Here is a 19729-nt window from a genome sequence, read left to right as displayed (position 1 = left end):
CGTTTCACTTTTAAGTGTCTCTCCTGCCCACCTGTCCTGCAGGAGTCTCGCACCTTCCACTCCAATCAACTTGCCAATGATGAAAAAGATTAATTCGTTCCAAAAGCAGCAATCATTAAGAAAATAGCACCTTCCTAACTTACCTAGCTCAAGGATTATCCTTTTTGTCATTTTTGATCTGTTCGCAAGTTTATAAAAAACCCGCGAGATTATGAGAAAAGAGTAGTATTACTATACCGTTCCAATAAAGTTGAATAAGGTCACTATGAAATATATTGCAAGCACAAATGAAACAAGTGATATATATTTAATGACGCCTTTTTCTTTCTTAACAATTGCTGCGATTGACAATACAAATCCTATTATATAAATAATTGCACCTATTAATACCCCATACCAATTAGTGATTATCGGTAAATTAAGTGGAGAAAATGGCTCAATAGATAAAAACAAACCTACAACCACCAAAATAATTGACCACAAACCATAATTTTTCACCAATTTGTTCCTTTTTAAATTTTCATTATGATACCAAATTTATGAAACTAAAAGAAAATCACAATTAAGAATGATTTTGGACTGCATTATCCACTGGTTCTTCTTTCCTTATCCGTGAAGGATAGTTCATGCTCCAAAAACCGATATCTTTGAATCCTAATCTTTTATAGATTGAGCCTGCCTTCGGATTATCATAGAACAAGCAAAGCGTTTTTCCTTCTGCAAGCACATCCAGGCATAATGCATTCATACATATTGATGCAAGTCCTTGGTTTCTTTTTTCAGGATGTGAACAAACCCCTACGATCATAGCGGACAATGAGTTTTCTGCAGTCGTTGATGCACAAGAAACAATGTTTTCTCCTTCTATCATGAAGTAAGTTCTTCCTGTCTTCGTCGTAATCGATTGTTCTAAACTTTGTCGAGCAGTTGGACCAATTTGGAATTCTTTAATCATGCTTTTAAGATGCATCAGTTTATCAACATCTCCAAGCTCTGCTATTTGAATTTTTTCTCTGTTTGTTTGCTTATTTAATAAACGATCGTCCTTCAATTCAGCAAAATACGTTTCCTTTGTACGTTCAAAATGAACATATGGAAAAAACTGTTCTGTAATTTCCTTTTTGCCGGAAAGCATCTCATAATCAGTATCACTGTTGATAATCACTGAAAATGCTTCAGCATTAATTGTCCCTTTCGCATATGGAAGATAGTTGCCTAAATAACGCAAAAGAATTCCTTGAATATTTCCCTCTTCATCCACATCCGCCCATATATCTTGAAAGTCTGTTTCGTACCCAAAATTTTCGATATCAGAGAGGATAAAAAGGTTTAATGCTGGTTCGTCACTAAGATATTCCATCACCTTTTCGTGCCAAGTTTGATCTGTTTTTATAATCATCATCCAGATTCTCCCACCCTATGTTTTTATCTATTTTATAGGTAATTTGTAAAAAAGCAATACGAAAACAGCCTTATTAAAAGAATCCTGCCAAAAAAAAAACACTCAAAAGAGTGCTTTAAAGGATTTACATGGATACAAGCTGATTCTGAACCGCATAGATTACAGCTTGAGAACGGCTTTTCACTTCTAGTTTTTTAAAGATTTTACTTACATGGATCTTAACCGTTTTATCACTTATGAAAAGTTTTTCTGCGATCTCTTTATTGCTCAATCCTTCAACGAGGCCGATCAGGACCTCTTGCTCACGTTCAGTAAGGTTTGAATCTTCCCTTTTCACCTGTGTCTGCTGCAAGTGAATATTGACAAGCTTCTTTGTCATACGGGGTGTAATCATTGATTCTCCGCGATATACCGCTTTAATTGCGTCGACAACATGTTCAGATGGGGCATCTTTTAGTAAATATCCATCTGCTCCTGCCTTCAATGAAGCTAGCAAATACTCATCATGTGTATACATCGTTAAAACTAAAATCCTCGCGTTAGGTTTTTTCGCTTTAATAATGGATGTCGTCTCGACTCCGTTAATACCAGGCAGATTGATATCCATGATGATCACATCTGGGGACAGTTGCTCTGACAAGACTAGTGCCTCTTCTCCAGAAGTCGCTTCACCTACTACATGCATATCCTCTTCAAATGATATGATGTTTTTTAATCCATCTCTTAAAATAGCGTGGTCGTCTACAAGTAAAATATTAATCAACTGAATGCGCCTCCTTTGGTTCTAGGTTTGGTATTTGCAACCTGATTTCTGTTCCTTTTCCTTTAGCTGATTTAATATGAAGTGCTGCTCCTAAACTCTCTGCAAGTTCATTCATGTTCAAAATTCCATAGTGCGGTTCATTTTTAGCTTTCATCATACTTTCATATAATGAGAAACCTATTCCATCATCTTTTATTTTAAAGAGTACTTGTTCATTTGAATAACTTAAAAGTATATCAACTTTGCTGGCTTCTGCATGTTTAATTGTGTTTTGAAGACTTTCTTGAAATATATCAAAGATTACTTTCTCGACCATCGTACTGAGCTGATTGCTTTCTCCTCGGACTTGAAAACGAATCTGAAAAGTATGATTTTCCTCTTCTACACCATTAATTTTAGCTTGAATCGCTTGAAGAAGTCCAACTCGTTCAGTAGGATATGGTCTTAATGCGTAAATCGATTCTCTGAGTTCTTTTAAACTCCCGCGCAGCTTTTCTGTGCTGGTTGCTACTAAATCTTTTGTTCGATCGGGTTTTGTTGTGAAGAGACGTTCTGCAGTTTCAAGCTGCATGACTGAACCTGCTAATGTTTGTGCAATTCCATCATGAATTTCACGGGCAATGCGGTTTCTTTCTTCTAATAATACCCGCTTTTCTCTTTCTGAGATTAACAATTTTGTTTTCCACACAACTGTCAGCTGGTTAACAAGGGTTGCCATCGATTGTGAATCAATACTTCTAAAAGAATTTGTCCTCGTTCTCCCCGTAATGAGAACACCCGTCACTTCATCTTCCGTTATTAAAGGCGATACCATCACTGATTTGATGCTTGGTTGAAAGAAAATAAAAGCCCACTCATTATCTGACATTTTTTGATTAAATAAATGCTGAACCTTATCCTTTTCAAATCTCTTAATCATGGCTTCCGTTAATTGGTAACCGGGCAATACTTCTCCGTTTTCATAAATCATTCTCCACGTTTGACCGTCATTTAAAAACAGCAGTACGGCATCGGTTCCCAAAAACTCTAAGAAAGGCAGCTCTACTTTTTCCAGCCAGTCTTTAGAGGGAAGGTGTTCGTTAAAATTTGTGCTAATATCATACAGTGCCTTGAACCGGTTCCTCTCCTGCTGCAATCTGGCAATGAACGATGAGATCAATGCAATGGCAACTAATGGAGAAAAGAAAAAAACAAAGGAGAAAACATCAACGACACCTCGATTTTGGTTGCCCAACGTGACCATTAAGGTTACGTACAGAATCGAAAACAAAGTTACAATTGATTCGGATATGGCCTTTGTCTTCCAAACTTGAAGCGGATATGGTGCCGGTCTGATCCATAATAAAACATCTATGATGAGATTATTAAATAGGTAATATAGCAGAGCAATCAGAATCATGTGTAATTCTGCGTGCCACAAAGGTGCTAACTCGTTAGCAAACGTTTCCATAACAAATTGTGTTACATGGATCGCCACAAAGAAACTGATAACGAGCTGTGCGGGAGTAAAAAAAACAACTCGCAGCGGCCGCTTGTTTAGGGCATTAACGGCTAAAACTACAGCACCAAAAATAAAAATTGCCATTCCCCAGCCATACAAAAGCTCAAATGTATAAACAAGAGGAAAACTTAAAGAACTAAATCCTTTCCAAACTGGAATGGGAAAATATTCGGTGATCAGCAGCATTAATAAAAGTGCCGAAAAAATAAAGAGGTCTGGGACTGGCTTTAAGAAAAAAGAACTAAAGAGCCAAGTTATTAGTCCTGCTGCAATAATTGACGAAATAAAACGGATTGCTGCCGCTTCGCGATTAAGTCCCACAACGTTCACCTCTTTTAAAAAATTCTGTTAATTTATTATAACATAGGATAAAACCAACAATTTCAATCCAAAATGTGGGTTTTAGATGCGTAAAAAAACCGAAATTGACAAAAGGCACCTGCCTTTAACCAATTTCGGAAACACATTACTTTTAAACAATAATGGGTCATAAAAGATGAGATAAGAACATTGTTGCTGTACCAAAATATACAAGCAAAGAAAAAATATCATTTAAGGTTGTAATGAGCGGTCCGGAAGCTACTGCCGGATCGACTTTGAAGCGGTATAACAGTAAAGGAATCAACGTTCCTGCTAATGTGCCTATAATTAATGTGAAGAATAAGGAGCTGCCCACAACTATACCTAGTATGAGGTTTCCTTTCCACAAATAAGCAACAAGAGCGATTAAAATACCACACGTTATACCAATGATAAACCCAACACCAAATTCCCGAAGAATCAATTTAATGATGGTCGCACGGTCGATATCGTTTGATACGAGCCCACGAACAACGACCGCAAGCGATTGGGTTCCAGTATTTCCTGTCATACCTGCAATCATTGGCATAAAGTATGTGAGTGCAACTACCCGGTGTATAGTACTTTCAAAGTTGCTGATAATGCTTCCAGATAATATTCCGATAAAAAGTAATAAAATAAGCCATGGCAATCTTCTATAGGATGCAACGATTGCACTCGTTTGAAAGTCGATGGATTTACCTGTTGCTGATAATTTTTCAATGTCCTCGTTCGCCTCTTCAATCAAAACATCCAGGACATCATCTACCGTTACAATACCGATTAAACGTTCTTGCTCGTCAAGTACCGGAACCGCGATAAAGTCATAACGCTCAATTGTACGCGCAACTTCTTCCTGGTCCATATCCGCAGGGACGGCAATAACCCTGCTGTACATGATTTCTTCAATTTTTTCATCCATTTCAGCTAATAAAAGGTCTCTATAAGAGACAACCCCAACCAGCTTTTTTTCATCATTAATGACATATAGGTAATAAATGTTTTCTGCAAATCCGGCAAACGTCTTCAGTTTTTCAACCGCATCACGAACGGTAAATATTTGAGGAATCCATACAAATCGATTCGTCATGATCCCACCGGCAGTATCTGAGTCAAACTGCATCAAACTTTGAACACTTTTGGATTCGTCAGCCTTCATTGAACCTAAGAAATCTTGAAGTTCGTTTACATCAAGATTTGCCAGCAAATCGGCAAGGTCATCATTTTCCATCAAGTTCATAATATGAGATGAACGTTCAATGCCTAATTTATGCAGGATCTCCATCTGCAGGTCACTGTCTAATTCTTGAATCAACGATGCAATCTGTCTTGTTGTTAAGAAAGTGACAAATTTATGCCTGTGTTTCTCCGGCAGATTTTTATAAACGATAGCAATATCATAAGGATGAAGTTCGTCCATTAACAACTGAAATTCTTTTTTTCGAAGCTCTTTTAAGTTTTTTATGACATATAATAAGATCTCGTTTTCTGACATTTCTTTAAACAAGGAACGTCACCTCCCTTACAAAATACCTATTCATTATAAGTGATTTTTTTATATGTGACTATGATTGTGAATAGATTAATACCCTTATTTTTCGTTTTTTTTCATAGAAAAAACCATCTTAATAGGAAGATTAAGATGGTTTTTGCTTTTCTATTCGCTTTGTACTTTATTAAAACCAGTAATGATCAAGTGAATAATTACCTGCGCCAATTAATGCAACACCAATTACAACTGCGATTAGAACGAGGTTAAATTCATATCCATTCGCCGTTACCCAAAAGCCGTTCTGCAAGTGTACTTTGTAGATCGCTACTACCATTGTTGCAGCGATTAAAATGGCTCCTACCGTTGTAAATAAGCCTGAAGCAAACAACAAGCCTCCGAAAAATTCCGCTAACCCAGCTAACAATGCCATTGTATAACCTGGCTTGATACCGATTGATTCCATCCAGCCGCCTGTTCCTTTTAAGCCGTAGCCTCCGAACCAGCCAAACAATTTTTGTGCGCCATGGCCAATAAGGGCCAAACCGACAACAAGACGAATAATTAGTAATCCTAAAGATAACATAAAATAATTCCCACTTTCTTTTTTTATTTTTTATTACTTAACTTACTTTATGTTAGTATATTACGATATGTTGCTTATTTATGTCAAGTAACTTTAAAAAAATAAAAAATAGGATAAAAAAAATTCCGCATCCCTTATTTAAAGTTATGCGGCTAGTTGATATTTAAGCCTGTTCCGTTAAAATAATGGGTCCATCTTTTGTAATAGCAACCGTATGCTCATATTGAGCCGATAGACTTCCGTCAAACGTTAATGCTGCCCAGCCATCACTAGCCATTGATAAAAAGGGAAGTCCTTGATTTAAGATTGGTTCGATTGTAATAACCATACCTTCTTTCAGCTTCACACCTGTATTCCGTTCACCAACATGGTGTACTTGAGGTTCTTCATGTATCGCCTGCCCGATTCCATGTCCGATAAATTCTCTAACGATAGAGTATCCCTTTTTTTCAGCATACGATTGGATTGCATATCCAATATCACCAATGCGATTGCCGATTTGTGCTTTTTCAATTCCTTTATAAAGAGCTTTTCTTGTTGTATTCATTAACTTTTCTGCATCGGGAGATATGCGTCCTACTCCATAAGACCATGCAGAATCAGCAAGCCAGCCATCTAGGTCAACGACAAAGTCAATCGTAACAATATCACCATCCTGCAGCGGTGTTGTATTGGGAAAACCATGACAGACAACATTGTTTACGGAAGCACATGTAGCAAATGGAAAACCCCTATACCCCTTTTGGGCAGGTCTTGCTCCATGACTTTGCAGGTACCGGTCTACAAATTGATCAATCTCCCACGTAGTAATCCCTTTTTGTATCTTATTCGCCAAGGATTTATGACAAGCAGCAAGCAGCTGGCCAGCGCGGTGCATCTTTTCAATCTGTTCATCTGTTTTCAACTGAATCAATCCAGCACCCCCTTCTCTTATTTAAAAACTATATTCCAGCAAAAATCTTTGTGTGCCTGGTTAAGAAGGGGGACTGACCCCAAACAATTTATTTCCATTTATGATTTTGAGAATCTTTATAAAGAAGGCTGCTCGTTTTTGTAGGTGAATTTTACTTTCTTTTGATTTTGGAGCCATATGATATGAGATATTTCCTATGTTACTTTTCCTTCCTCACTTTTTCTTTTTGCCAAACAAAAAAGACTTGGATAGGCAGCTATCACAGCGCCTTTCCAAGTCTTTTTATCTGCCTATTCAAATGTCAGAGTTGGAGTTTATGCCTGACGTTCAGAGGATTTCAATCGGGATTCCACTACTTTTCCACCCAGCCATAAAACAAAAATACCAAAAGCAATCAGCCCTAATTTCAAAGGACTCTTTAGCACATCTACAAAATCATACCCAATAAAGGACACGATCGCGATCATCACAAGTTTTCCGAGTGTCAGAGCTAACAGGAACGTGCGTGTGTTTATTCGCGACAATCCCCCGACTACATTTATTAGTGCTGACGGTGAAAACGGAAAACAATAAATGAGAAATAGCATGCCAAATCCGTGGCGCTCCACCCAATTTAACAAACGGGTTGTATTTGCATGTCGGTTTAAAAAATCCAAAAACTTTTTTTGTCCGAATCTCCGTACTAACAAAAATACTAATATAGATCCTAAACAAACCCCGATCCAGGAATATAAAAAACCAAGCCAAAATCCGTAAGCGGCTGCATTACCAGCTACTACAATGAATAACGGCAAGATTGGCAGGAATGACTCAAGCATTGGAAGTAATATACCTGGCAAAAAACCAAGATCACGATATTGTTCAAGTAAATTTAATATGTTTTTTTCTGTAAAATATTGCTGCAAGTTTCTCCAGTCCATCGGTCGCTCACCCATTTCTTCCTCATACCCTCATCGTTGCCATTGTTCATTCATTTAAAACCGATTAAAGGAAAAACAAGGAGTTCTTTCAATTTATTTTATCATATTTTTTTTCGAGTTTAATACCAAGAATATATAAACAAAAAAGGGCGATAAGAACCTGTGGAATCAAAAAAAGAATAATCGTATGTTCTATTGCTGATGTTTCAGGACTATTCGGAAAGAGCAGCCAATAAAAAGATACCGAGCCATGCAAAAAAATTCCGATTGCCGCTATCCCTTTTATTAACGATGCAATACCAAAGCGATTAAGTGAGACCAATATTACAGCGATCCCCCAGAATAAAAGAAGATAACCCCAGGTGGTAAACCCTTTCGATTTATCTTCAAGAAAGCTCGTAATATAAAGGATACCAATTAAAACAGAAAACAAACCCGCAAATAAAAACAATCGCCATGGAGCCATTTCTTTACTCCTTTCCAAACAGTAAAAGAAAACCGCCGCAACACATGATGTCAGACGATTTTCTGCGATGAAACGATATATAGTTTAGGCCATTAAAGCTTTGTAAACTTTTTCGTCGAGTTCTTTTGCTTTCTTTTCATTGTAGGTTTTTTCGTATACAGGTTCCTGAACAACCTTTGCGCCCCAGAACATACTTTCAAATACGTGCTCGATAATTACTTCAATTTTTGAAAGTTTCAACGGAACATCTTGCATCGTGTCTTCAAGAATGTTCGCTTTTCCATTTATGGAATAGACGGTTTCTAGTGCCACAACCGTTAGAACAACATTGGGGTTTTCTTTAATATTTGTTACGATCCTTGAATTGTTCGTAACGGTAAAACGAATCTTTTCTTCTGACAAACTCTTCACCCACGAGATTGCATTAACAGATGGTGCCTTCGATTCTGCATCAACCGTTCCGAGCAGTACGAGCTGCTCACCCTGCAGGTAATCAAACAATTCCGGACTTAACGTTGTTGGTATTTCCTGTTTCGCCATTGGGGTCGCCACCTTACATTTTTTGTATTATGTATGGTGTTTATTTTATCACAATTTTCTAATTTTAAATAGAAAAAGGAGTTGTCATGTCCTCGTTATTCCTCAAAGGTTCCTTTTACAATAGCCTTGCCTTCTCGAACCATAACTTGACCGAGTGCAATCACTGTATCGATGTTAAGATTCTCTTTATTTAAAAGCACAAGGTCAGCATCGAGCCCTGTAAGCAGCTGGCCTTTATTTTTCAATTTTAAGATTCTCGCTGGGTTGGAAGTAATGGTCTGTAATGCTGTTTCCAGCGATATTCCCTCTGATTGAACTGCATCTCTCACTTCCTTATATAGAGAATTCACTTTTCCGATGCGAAGCCCGATAAACTCTCCACGATCATTAAAAGCTGGTAAACTCCCTTGTGCATCAGAAGTGAAAGTGATTTGCTCAACAGGAACACCTGCGTCAATCATACGTTTTAAGCCGACACTAGACTTTACTTCGCCTTCTTCAATAAATTGCTTAGTCGTGCTTGTTGTAAAATCAACAATTCCGCCCTTCTTGGCGTATTGGATCCCCGCTTCAAAAATGTAAGAGTTACGGTTAATGTGCGTAGGATAAAATTGTGAAACAGGCAGATCTGTCGTTTCAATCACTTCTTCGATTAATGACAGCATGCTTCTGCTGTCACCAAGATGAATGTTCACAACTCCAGCTTTTCCAGATAACATGCCAGCAACTCGAGCTTGTGCTGCAAGTCTTGCAAGCTCATGCGCTGTCGGCTGGCTGGAGCGATGATCCGCTATCGCTATTTCACCGACACCGATGATTTCTTCAACCATCATGATGTCTGTCTGTATATTGTCAGTCAATGTGCGAACAGGGACTTGGTAGGACCCAGTGTGAGCGTAGCAGGAAATCCCCTCTTCTTTCAGACCTTTTGCTTTTGCTATCAAGTTAGTCATAGTGCGAGCAGTTCCATCCGTTCCAATCACACCAACAACCGTTGTAATCCCTGCAGTCGTAATGTCCGTTAAATAGATTTCTGGCGTTCTTGTTTTGTACCCGCCTTCTCCGCCTCCGCCTGTGATATGAACGTGGCCGTCTATAAATCCAGGCGTGATAATCATTCCTGAAGCATCAATCACTTTAACGTCTATTGAAGAAGACCATTCTATGCGCTCTGAGATGCTGGCGATTTTCCCGGCAGCTAATAGGATATCCTTTTTACCAAGATAATGAGGTGCATATACCTCACCGCCCTTAATGAGAGTAAACATGTAAATATCAGTCCTTAATAAATAATGTAGTATTCCAATTATACCTTCAACAATGAAAATCGTAAAAAAAAAGACTGCAGCTTTATAAAATGAAAAAAAGCTGACTCGAAATTAACATCAGAGTCAGCTTTCTATTTATAATCAAATCACGTTACAAAGTCCGGCTTGCGCTGTGCGAGGGTCGGGCTTTTTTGATTTACTGGTTCTCCCTTTTCCAGGTCCAAAAAGGAAGTTGCTTCGTTAAACCAGCTGTCAGGTGCTTTATGACCCCAAAACGTTTGTCTTCGAGGATCGTTTATATCCCATTTTACAGGTTTGAAATCAGGATCACTCGTTAAGTAATCTCCGTTGTAAAGTTCAATTCGATTGCCATCAGGATCTCGTACATATAGGAAAAAGGCGTTTGATAACCCGTGGCGGCCAGGTCCACGCTCAATGTTATCCGCATATCCCATACTCGCCATCACGTCACAGCAATGAATAAGACTCATCGGATCAGAAAGCCAAAAACCGATATGATGCAATCTTGGTCCTTCTCCATTCATAAATGCTACGTCATGTACGGTTGGTTTTCTATGCAGCCATGCCGCCCATGTCCGATCATCTTCTGTTGCTGTATATTCCGAAACTCGAAAGCCCAGTTCCTTCGTGTAGAAGGAAACGGCAGCCTCCACATCGGGCACCATACAATTAATGTGATCAATTCGCTGAACACGTGCACCACGGTACAAATCATACTTTTGAATGCAGCGTTCAACACCTTTCATCTCCGCAAAAAATTCTAACGGTATGCCTGATGGATCTTCCACGCGTAATGTTTTACCGATCCCAGTTGCATCATCAGCTTCATACCAGTTCGCTTTTGAACCTTTTCCTTTAAAGAAAGCTTCTAAGGCTGTGAGGTGGCTGTCTTCCCATACTTTGTAGCTGACGAGGTGAACACCTGGCTTTTCTGCTTTTTTCAATAGAAGACTATGATGACAATGCTCTTCCAGCCCTCTTAAAGCAATCCATTCTGAACTAGAATCCGTTTCAATAAAACCTAAAGCATTTACATAAAAATCTCTTGAAGCGTTCAAGTCTGTTACATTCATAACGACTCGGGCAATCCGGATAATGTTAAAGTCCATTTGATTCATCCCTTCCTATACCCGCGTGTAATTATGACTGCTGGAATTCACACGTTTTAAAAAGTCCTGAACCCTCACTTTATAAGGTTCCTTATTGAATTGATCGTAATAAACATTAGACATGCGCGCAGGATCTCCAAAGAAGTAATATTCATAAAGCGCCTGACGTCCGCCAAAAGAACTTACTGAAATATCCCAAGCTAGACGGAACAGCTGAACGCGCTCATAGCCATCAATGTTTGCTCCTTGCGTATAACGGTGTACAAGTTCTCCGATATCATCTGCCTTAAAGTCTGCTTCAGTCGGAATTCCCATCAAACCTGAAGCTCCCAAAATCCTCACGATTTCAACAATGCGCTGATACATTTTCGGATACCAGTTGCGTGCAGCATTCAAAGGTGCAAAATCAGGTGTCATATTTCCATACTTATCAATCGATGCATTGTGTTCAGCACGGTAAAGATGTGAACGCATCGTCTCTAAGATCAGCATGACTTCTGACGCTTTTTCTTTAACATGCGGAAACACATCGATACCGATCGATTCCATCATATTTAAAATAACACCAAGGACAAACTCTGTTTTGACCGTGTTTTTCGCGATAACTTGATGTGCCATATGAACGATCGCATTCGTCTCGACATATGTGCGGTTGCATATGTCAGAATTTCCGCTGACAAAGACGCGCTCCCAGGGAACGAGTACGTTATCAAAAACGACGATCGCGTCGCTCTCTTCAAATCGTGAACTTAGCGGGTGATCCCACTGGCTTCTTCCTGTATCAAATGATTCACGGCATAAGAACTTTAACCCTTCCGTGTTGTTTGGAATAGCGAATGCCATTGCGTACGGATCATCTTCAGCTGAAGCTTTGTTCAACGTGGACGGAAACACAACAATCTCATCCGTCACCCCGCCAAGAGTCGCAAGGAGACGCGCTCCCTTGATGACAATTCCGTCTTTGTTCTTTTCAACAATTCGAGCTGAAAGGTACGGATCTTTTTGTTCAGACTGCTTTTTTGAACGGTTCGTTTGCGGGTGAATGAGGGTATGCGTTAAACTGACGTCATTTTCACGGCAATAGTCATAATACTTTTTTGCATTTTCAGCGAACATCGGGTCATCTTGTGCAAAAAAACTTCCAGATGTACCAAACGCCATCACGCTTGTATTTAAATAATCTGGTGTACGCCCCATCATTCCGCCTGTATACCCTGCCCATTCGGATATCATTTCACGGCGGCGGATAAGATCTTCTACGGTTTTTGGTGCGATAAATGAAAGACCTACTTGATCACCAGTCTGTTCAGAGGTATAGAGCATCTTGTCTGCTTTTTCGTGTTGGAGGTCGTACAAATTGGCAATGGATCTTACCGTATTACGGAATGCGGGGTGTGAAGCCACATCATCCACTTTTTCACCGTGAATCCATACGTTGTTTTTCGCTTTCTGAATTCCTTGAATATATTGTTCCCCCGTGCGTGCAGGCAAAGAAATCCCTCCTAGTGGTTGGCTTCAGTTTGAAGCTTTTGTTTTTTCTTACCAAACTGCTGAATATGATGATCAGCGAGTGCAACATGCACCACTTTCATTTCTGTGTAAAATTCAAAAGCGTAATGACCGCCTTCACGCCCGATTCCTGAGTTTTTAGAACCCCCGAACGGAATACGAAGATCACGGACATTTTGTGAATTCAGCCAAAGCATACCTGCTTCCACGCTGTTTGCGACACGCAGACCTTTTTTCATGTCGTTCGTCCAAACATAACCGGCAAGACCATAATTGATGTCATTCGCATACGCAATGACTTCTTCTTCATCTTTAAACGTCAAAACAGATAAAACAGGGCCAAAAATCTCCTCTTGAGCTACCGTCATGTCGTTTTTCACATTTAATAAAAGAGTAGGTGCAACAAAGTTTCCTTTTTTATGAGATTCAGAGAGTGGTTGTGAGTAAATCTCTGCTCCTTCTTCTTGAGCAATCTTCAAATAGCGTTTTACATTTTCATAGTGATCTTTATGAATGAGCGGTCCTACTTCTGTATCAGGGTCAGAAGGATCGCCAACGATGATATTTTCTACTCTTTCTTTTAAGCGGCTGACGAACTCCTCTTTAATTGTTTCTTGTACAAAAAGCCTTGAATTTGCTGTACAGCGCTCACCGTTAAACGAAAAGATTCCCCATACACACGCATCAATCGCGCGTTCCATCTCACAATCATCAAATACAATGATCGGTGACTTTCCGCCCAGCTCCATAGAAAAGCGCTTTAAGGAAGCCGCTCCGTTTCTCATAATCTCTGAACCAGTTTTCGTTTCTCCGGTAAACGAGATCAACTGGACGTCTGGATGAGCAACGAGTGACGCTCCAGCTGTTTCTCCAAATCCGTGAACAACATTAAAAACACCTGTAGGAAGCCCAGCTTCATGAATCAGTTCGGCTAGTTTGTTCGCTGTAAGCGGCGACCATTCTGCCGGTTTTAAAATGACAGTGTTTCCTGTAGCAAGTGCTGGAGCAATCTTCCACGTCTCGAGCATAAACGGTGCGTTCCACGGTGTAATGAGTCCCGCAACACCTACAGGCTTTTGAATGGTATAGTTCATAAATTCATCATCAACATGATATGCTTCACCTGACATGCGGTTTTTCACCATCTCTGCGTAAAAACGGAAGTTATCCGCTGAACGGCCAACCATTTTCCTCGTCTGTGCAATCGGCAGTCCTGTGTCATAGGACTCAAGCAAAGCAATCTCTTCAATATCACGATCGATCAATTCCGCAATTTTATAGATAAATTGAAGACGTTTTCCCTGCTTCATCTTTCCCCAAGGTCCTTGCTTAAAAGCTTCTTTTGCTGCTTTTGCAGCTAGGTTAATATCTTCTTTCGTCCCTTCACTTACTGTATTAATTTTTTCGTTTGTAAAAGGATTCAAATTCACAAATGTTTCTCCGTTTACACCAGAAACGAACTGTCCGTTAATGTAGTGCTGAATTTTTTCCTTAACTTCTGGCTTCATCGGCCTTCCCTCCTGTTGATACCTTATCGGTACGCCCGTCTACAATCTTATTTTCAAGAACACCCAAATAGTCGATTTCAAGTCTGACAACATCTCCAGGATGTACGTGAGAGATCCCTTTAGGCGTTCCTGTCCAGATCACATCATTCGGTTCAAGCGTCATGAATGATGAGACGAATTCAATAATCTCAGGAATCGAATACATCAAGTCTTTCGTATTTCCTTGCTGTCTTAATTCACCGTTTACATACGTACGAAGTTCAAGATTCGCCACGTCTGGAATATCTGCTGCGTCTACATAATACGGACCCATCGGGCCAAACGTATCATGCCCTTTTGCTCGAACGGGCGGGCGGTACCAATTGTTTACGAAATCACGTACAGTCACGTCATTCGCAATTGTGTAACCGCTTACAAATTCCATCGCATTTTCAGCTTTTATATTTCTTCCCTCTTTACCGATCACAACGGCAAGCTCATTTTCGTAATGCATGTATGTTGCACCATCTGGATAGAACACTTGCCCTTTATGTCCCACTATAGATGAATTTGGTTTGATGAACAATACCGGTTCAGCTGGCTTTTCTAATCCTAGTTCATCCGCGTGATCTGCATAGTTCAACGCGAGACCGATCATTTTATTCGGCTGAAACGGTGGAAGCCATGTTTCAATGTCTTTTATATCAGCAGTTTTTCCCGAAGAGAATGTAATTGTTTCATCTACAATTGTTCCTTTTTGCTCTCTGCCTTCATATATCACGCGTGCATGTTTCATTTACACTTCACTCCCTATTTTTTCTACGAGTCCATAATCTGCTAATACTGATCTGATTTCTTTTTGCAGAGATTCAGCAGGCAAGTCCATCGGCATTCTTAATGTAGGATTGATTTTTCCCATCATACCTAACGCTGCTTTTAATGGAGCAGGGTTTGTATCTTTAAAAAGTACATCGTTAAGGGGCATGAGGTCGTAATGCAGTTTCATAGCTTCCTGCACATTTCCTGACTCCCAAGCGTTATACACTTCTGCCACTTTCGATGGCAGAACGTTAGCCGTTGCCGATATGTAGCCCGCTCCGCCAATGGCAAGCATCGGATAACATAATAATTCAATGCCTGAATACAGCAAAAAGTCGCGTCCGCATTCGAGCAGCACCCGGTTAACGTGTTCAAAGTCCTTATTGGATTCTTTTACACCGATTATGTTTGGGCAGTCTTCGTTTAATCTCGCGAGTGTTTTTACTTCCAGATTCACTGCCGTTCTCCCTGGAATGTTATAAATGATCAATGGAATATCAACGCTGTCAGCGATCGTTTTAAAATGTTTGTAAAGTGCATGCTGTGAAGGTTTATTGTAATAAGGAACGATGACCATTGCGGCATCTGCTCCCATTTCTTGGGCGAGTTTTGTTAAGTGAAGGGATTCTTGGTGGTTGGTTGATCCTGTACCCGGAACGATAGGTACACGCTTATTTACGGTTTTAATCGCTGTTTCCATCACTTGCTCACGTTCTTTTAATGTGAGTGAGGATGGTTCTCCGGTAGTTCCTGTGACCGAAATTCCATGACTGCCTGATTGAATATGCCAGTCTATTAAACTTTTAAGAGAATCCAAATCAAGGGATTCATCGTCGTGGAACGGTGTAATGACCGGTGCGATCGACCCGCGAAGATTCTTTTTCACTTCTTCAAATTTCATTCCTTCCATCTCCTTATAAAGTATTCATTTTTAATTTTGACTGAATCGTTTTGTCCTCCTGAAAAGCTTTTAGCGTATTCATTTTGTGGCACCGAGTAAATGACTCGATTTTTTTGGGATCTTCTCTTTTTTCAATCATCTCTATTAATTGATAATGTTCCGCAATAGAACGTTTCATTCGGGCCGGCTGCATTGTCGTACCATTTTTTCTGACAGTACTAAGCCTCTCCCAAGTGGCCTGAATTTGTTCCATTAAAAATTGATTGGTGCAGTAGGTATAAGTGAGTTTGTGGAATTCTTTGTTGTAGTTGGAGAAAAGAGAAAAATCGAGTACATCAAGTGCGTCTTCCATGAGTTGAGTATACGTTCTTAAATTCTTCAGCTTTTCATGAGGAAAGTGGACAGACGATTCTGCAGTTGCGTAACCTTCTAATACTGCCAAAACTGACAAAGTCTCTAAATATGCTTCTTCATCAAACGGGGTTACAATCGCTCCCGAGTAGGGTTTGAATGAGATGAGAGAATCTGCTTCCAGCTGCCTGATCGCTTCACGTACAGGAATCGCACTTGTGTGGAGTTCTCTAGCCAGCTGATCAATCACTAGTTTGTGACCAGGCGGATACCTGCCATCCAGAATGCGGGAACGGATGACTTGATAAGCATATTGCTGCTTGTTGGGTTTGTGTGTAGTCTTCATAACTCTATGTTAATCTCAAATCATATATGATTTCAACACAATTTTCAGAAAAATCATATATAATTGTCAATTTAGTAAGAAAGTAACGTTTTATGAACATATCTTAAAAATTGATAGGGATATGGTCATAATCACTATTTTATAAGTTTACACATGTAGTAAGAATAAGCTATTCTATTTCTATAGATTGTATACAAAGGGGTAAATAAACCCATGAAAGTGATTAACGCCATGGAAATACTTGTAGAAGAAGCATTAATGAACTACTGGGGCCAACTTCAGCTTCCATGCAAATGTGAGATTTGTAAAACGGATGTTTATGCGATTACACTCAATAATTTGCCGCCCCGATATGTCTCAAATGAAGATGGCTATGCATACGTAAAAGCACAAAACTTTGATGACCAATCTCGAGTTAATATTTTAAATCAGATCGTTAAAGCAACTGGAATCGTAGCAACGCGACCTTCACATGAAATAGAACCATCTTCCTATTCCGAATAGAAGATGGTTTTTCTGTCTCATGACGCTATTTTTGTCCCTGTCTCTTTATTCCTATTTTTCAGAAAAGTCCCTTGATAGCGCTTTTTCTTTGTGATATATTGATTTCAACCATACTCGACTGGATTACATCTTATGTGTTAAGAGTTTGAAAGGAAGTCTGGTAATTCCGGCACAATTGTGCAAACGTTTTAGGAGGCATTCACATGCAAACAGGTAAAGTAAAATGGTTTAACGCAGAAAAAGGTTTTGGTTTTATCGAAGTTGAAGGCGGAGACGATGTATTCGTACATTTTTCAGCAATTCAATCAGATGGTTTCAAATCATTAGATGAAGGTCAAGAAGTAGAATTTGAAATCGTTGATGGAGCTCGTGGACCACAAGCTGCTAACGTAACTAAAAAATAAACAAAACTTATACACGAACCGGCAATCATCTGCCGGTTTTTTCTTTTGCACTTGAAAAGAGCCTTGTAAAAACAAAAAGGCTTCTTCAATTAGAAGAAACCTCTATTCTTTCATCGTTATTTTTGATTTGTAATTTTCTATTTTCCCAAGTATATCCGCTTTATCTTCGCATGAAAATATCCCAAGTTTATGAAGGATCAGCGTATACTGCTGCAGTTTAAATAATGAGCTTTCTTTGTACCACATGGCATCCACCTGTCTTTCCTTAAGGAAACTTTTTTCTCCTTTGAAAACATTATATGCCGTATGCTACTTTAATGACTCTTTCTTAAAACTATTTTTTTAGTGTTCATTTGTAAACATTTTAACTTCCTTATCATTATATTGATCTGAAAAGTACAAATCATCGTCAGTCATGATGTATTTATGCGTTCGTAACAGAATGGTTCTAAGAGTTTCAGGCATACCGGTTTCTTCGTATGCACACATTACTCTTAAATTAAGTTCATCTACCAGGATATCTACACTTTTTTCCAATTCTTCAACAATAGAAAACGGCCCCTCAATCGTACTCCACTCAACATGTGTCCATGTCCGAACCGGTATATTTTGTTCTAAAAAGGGCTGAAGTGATCTATGAATGTATTTAGAAATGGCAGGAGGATGATAGCTTCCACTTGAATAGTAAAAATCAAAATTACTAATATAATGGATTTTATCCCGATCTTTTTCATCCAAATATTTCTCCAATTCATCCATTAAATAAGGGAGTATCCTTTCACTTTCAATAAGTAAGATTGACTCGCCATATTCGATTCCATTAAGAATATAGGCCACCGTGTTTTGTATATACTTGTGCAAATCGCTAAAAGAATAAAATAGATGAGCACTATTTTGATTATTTAGCACCTGGTTCATTTTTTGCTTCATTTGACGACCTCCTCGTTTTCATTTTACTTTCGCAATCTTTATATCACTTAAATTCTTTTTCCTTAAAATAATTCCTCTCCTAAAAGGGGGCTGTCCTCTAATTTTTTTTTGGTTTTGAAAGTTGCCACTGTGACTCACCTACCCTCACGAAAATGAATCACCTGCAAGAGCAGCAAAGTATGAAAGCAGCCAATAAAAAAAGCGTACCAGCTGGCACCCTTTTTTTACTTCATTTTTAATGTGGATAACATTGCCCAAATTTCTTGTTCCCATTCCTTAGACTTATCATGCTTTGGCAAGTTTACTGTATACTTTACCATCTTACCACTCTGTTGTTTTTGAATGACAATGTATTTTGTATATGAATCTTTAGAAGCTGTGATAAAAAGTTCTGTGTTCGCAAATCCCGGACCAGCTACTTCACTGCTCTTCACTTCTTTTACTTCACCAACCGCTTCTAGTTCATCATTCGCCCACTTCTTCAAATCATCTATCGATGCGTCATCTGCAACTGGCTCAATTCTTACAAAAGTTTCTGCATATGGCGAGGCAAACAATAAGTCTTTTCCGGGTTCTTCAGCCGTGAACTCAAAATCATCAACTTTATAGAAGGAATAACCTTGCTCGCTTTGTATGAGAGCTGCTTCTTTTCGAATCTTTTTGCCATCTATCGTATACTCTAATGTTTTTGTTGGTGGCTGTTCAACTTCATCAGAATCGACCGCCACAATTTTTTCCAATATATTTTGATCATTTTCGTCTTTTTTATAAGTGACCGAAACCGTTGCCCCATCTTTTAAAGCTGCGAGTAATTTGCGAGTTTCATCCGTTAAACGAAGCACAAGGATTTCTCCATCCGCTTCCACTTCAATGGAATTATTATCGATTTGTCCGACATATGTTCCATCGATTTGAATAGCGGTTTGATCCGTAGCTGCTTCTTCTTTTTTATCAGATTTATTTTCATTTTGTTCCTTTTTTGGAGCTGTTGCGGCAGTCTTATGCTTTACATCTTTTGGCTTGGAATCCTGATTGTTGCTGCAAGCTGATAATATTACTGCCATTATTACTAAAGCGCATTTTATCCCTGTCTTATTTGTCATGTTTGGCCACCTCATAGATTTAGACGAATTATTAGAAAATTTTGTTACATAAGGTTTA

Annotated in this window: 22 protein-coding genes; 2 read left to right on the top strand and 20 right to left on the bottom strand. The window is 39.1% G+C overall.

Annotated features, from left to right (window positions below; translation table 11 throughout):
- Positions 1-231: 231 nt before the first annotated feature.
- From J2X07_RS04405 to J2X07_RS04325, 17 genes are all read right to left on the bottom strand, one after another.
- Positions 232-498 carry a hypothetical protein gene (locus J2X07_RS04405; RefSeq protein WP_310256901.1) on the bottom strand — a complete coding sequence of 89 codons (267 nt, stop codon included), beginning with the start codon at positions 496-498 and terminating at the stop codon, positions 232-234.
- Positions 499-562: 64 nt separating this feature from the next.
- Positions 563-1402 (bottom strand): GNAT family N-acetyltransferase, encoded by an 840-nt coding sequence (locus tag J2X07_RS04400; RefSeq protein WP_310256899.1) that lies wholly within the window; start codon positions 1400-1402, stop codon positions 563-565.
- 124 nt (positions 1403-1526) lie between these two features.
- Positions 1527-2165, bottom strand: a complete 639-nt coding sequence (locus J2X07_RS04395; RefSeq protein WP_310256897.1) for a response regulator transcription factor — start codon at positions 2163-2165, stop codon at positions 1527-1529.
- Positions 2158-3987, bottom strand: a complete 1830-nt coding sequence (locus J2X07_RS04390) for a sensor histidine kinase (protein ID WP_310256895.1) — start codon at positions 3985-3987, stop codon at positions 2158-2160. The genes J2X07_RS04395 and J2X07_RS04390 overlap by 8 nt, the downstream gene beginning before the upstream one ends.
- A gap of 166 nt (positions 3988-4153) precedes the next feature.
- Positions 4154-5512, bottom strand: a complete 1359-nt coding sequence (gene mgtE / locus J2X07_RS04385; RefSeq protein WP_310256892.1) for a magnesium transporter — start codon at positions 5510-5512, stop codon at positions 4154-4156.
- A gap of 169 nt (positions 5513-5681) precedes the next feature.
- Positions 5682-6080, bottom strand: coding sequence for a DoxX family protein (locus J2X07_RS04380; protein WP_310256889.1), 399 nt, complete (start codon positions 6078-6080; stop codon positions 5682-5684).
- Positions 6081-6243: 163 nt separating this feature from the next.
- The gene (gene map, locus J2X07_RS04375; RefSeq protein ID WP_310256886.1) at positions 6244-6993 is read right to left on the bottom strand and encodes a type I methionyl aminopeptidase; all 750 of its coding nucleotides are present in this window, start codon (positions 6991-6993) and stop codon (positions 6244-6246) included.
- A 314-nt stretch (positions 6994-7307) separates the two neighbouring features.
- Positions 7308-7913 (bottom strand): TVP38/TMEM64 family protein, encoded by a 606-nt coding sequence (locus J2X07_RS04370; protein ID WP_310257400.1) that lies wholly within the window; start codon positions 7911-7913, stop codon positions 7308-7310.
- Positions 7914-8001: 88 nt separating this feature from the next.
- A complete protein-coding gene (locus J2X07_RS04365; RefSeq protein WP_310256883.1) occupies positions 8002-8379 on the bottom strand; it encodes a hypothetical protein in 378 nt (125 codons plus the stop codon).
- A gap of 84 nt (positions 8380-8463) precedes the next feature.
- A complete protein-coding gene (locus tag J2X07_RS04360) occupies positions 8464-8919 on the bottom strand; it encodes a pyridoxamine 5'-phosphate oxidase family protein (protein WP_310256879.1) in 456 nt (151 codons plus the stop codon).
- 95 nt (positions 8920-9014) lie between these two features.
- Positions 9015-10187: a beta-aspartyl-peptidase gene (gene iadA, locus J2X07_RS04355; protein WP_310256878.1), complete on the bottom strand. Its 1173-nt coding sequence runs from the start codon at positions 10185-10187 to the stop codon at positions 9015-9017.
- A gap of 146 nt (positions 10188-10333) precedes the next feature.
- Positions 10334-11317, bottom strand: coding sequence for a 3,4-dihydroxyphenylacetate 2,3-dioxygenase (hpaD, locus tag J2X07_RS04350; protein WP_310256876.1), 984 nt, complete (start codon positions 11315-11317; stop codon positions 10334-10336).
- Between the two features lie 15 nt (positions 11318-11332).
- Positions 11333-12808: a 4-hydroxyphenylacetate 3-monooxygenase, oxygenase component gene (hpaB, locus tag J2X07_RS04345; protein WP_310256873.1), complete on the bottom strand. Its 1476-nt coding sequence runs from the start codon at positions 12806-12808 to the stop codon at positions 11333-11335.
- Between the two features lie 11 nt (positions 12809-12819).
- Positions 12820-14334: a 5-carboxymethyl-2-hydroxymuconate semialdehyde dehydrogenase gene (gene hpaE, locus J2X07_RS04340; RefSeq protein WP_310256871.1), complete on the bottom strand. Its 1515-nt coding sequence runs from the start codon at positions 14332-14334 to the stop codon at positions 12820-12822.
- The gene (locus tag J2X07_RS04335; protein WP_310256868.1) at positions 14318-15109 is read right to left on the bottom strand and encodes a fumarylacetoacetate hydrolase family protein; all 792 of its coding nucleotides are present in this window, start codon (positions 15107-15109) and stop codon (positions 14318-14320) included. Before J2X07_RS04335 ends, hpaE begins: the two co-directional genes overlap by 17 nt.
- A complete protein-coding gene (gene hpaI, locus J2X07_RS04330; protein ID WP_310256865.1) occupies positions 15110-16033 on the bottom strand; it encodes a 2,4-dihydroxyhept-2-ene-1,7-dioic acid aldolase in 924 nt (307 codons plus the stop codon).
- 13 nt (positions 16034-16046) lie between these two features.
- Positions 16047-16730 carry a GntR family transcriptional regulator gene (locus tag J2X07_RS04325; protein WP_310256862.1) on the bottom strand — a complete coding sequence of 228 codons (684 nt, stop codon included), beginning with the start codon at positions 16728-16730 and terminating at the stop codon, positions 16047-16049.
- Positions 16731-16943: 213 nt separating this feature from the next.
- Here J2X07_RS04325 and J2X07_RS04320 point away from each other — a divergent pair, with 213 nt between their 5' ends.
- Together J2X07_RS04320 and cspD are read left to right on the top strand one after the other, a co-directional pair.
- A complete protein-coding gene (locus tag J2X07_RS04320) occupies positions 16944-17234 on the top strand; it encodes a late competence development ComFB family protein (RefSeq protein ID WP_310256859.1) in 291 nt (96 codons plus the stop codon).
- A 203-nt stretch (positions 17235-17437) separates the two neighbouring features.
- Positions 17438-17638 (top strand): cold-shock protein CspD, encoded by a 201-nt coding sequence (gene cspD, locus J2X07_RS04315; RefSeq protein WP_310256856.1) that lies wholly within the window; start codon positions 17438-17440, stop codon positions 17636-17638.
- Between the two features lie 102 nt (positions 17639-17740).
- Here cspD and J2X07_RS04310 read toward each other — a convergent pair whose 3' ends face one another.
- The 3 genes from J2X07_RS04310 to J2X07_RS04300 all read right to left on the bottom strand — a co-directional run bounded on the left by J2X07_RS04310 (position 17741) and on the right by J2X07_RS04300 (position 19671).
- Complete coding sequence (locus tag J2X07_RS04310) at positions 17741-17884, bottom strand: hypothetical protein (RefSeq protein WP_310256854.1); 144 nt, start codon at positions 17882-17884, stop codon at positions 17741-17743.
- 96 nt (positions 17885-17980) lie between these two features.
- The gene (locus J2X07_RS04305) at positions 17981-18568 is read right to left on the bottom strand and encodes an MEDS domain-containing protein (RefSeq protein ID WP_310256851.1); all 588 of its coding nucleotides are present in this window, start codon (positions 18566-18568) and stop codon (positions 17981-17983) included.
- Positions 18569-18792: 224 nt separating this feature from the next.
- Positions 18793-19671 (bottom strand): hypothetical protein, encoded by an 879-nt coding sequence (locus J2X07_RS04300; RefSeq protein ID WP_310256848.1) that lies wholly within the window; start codon positions 19669-19671, stop codon positions 18793-18795.
- Positions 19672-19729: the final 58 nt, after the last annotated feature.

Source organism: Fictibacillus barbaricus, from assembly GCF_031457135.1.
In the GTDB taxonomy this organism is placed as follows: domain Bacteria; phylum Bacillota; class Bacilli; order Bacillales; family Fictibacillaceae; genus Fictibacillus; species Fictibacillus barbaricus_A.
The sequence above is the reverse complement of the archived record's forward strand: the minus strand, read 5'-3'. Positions and strand labels throughout refer to the sequence as shown.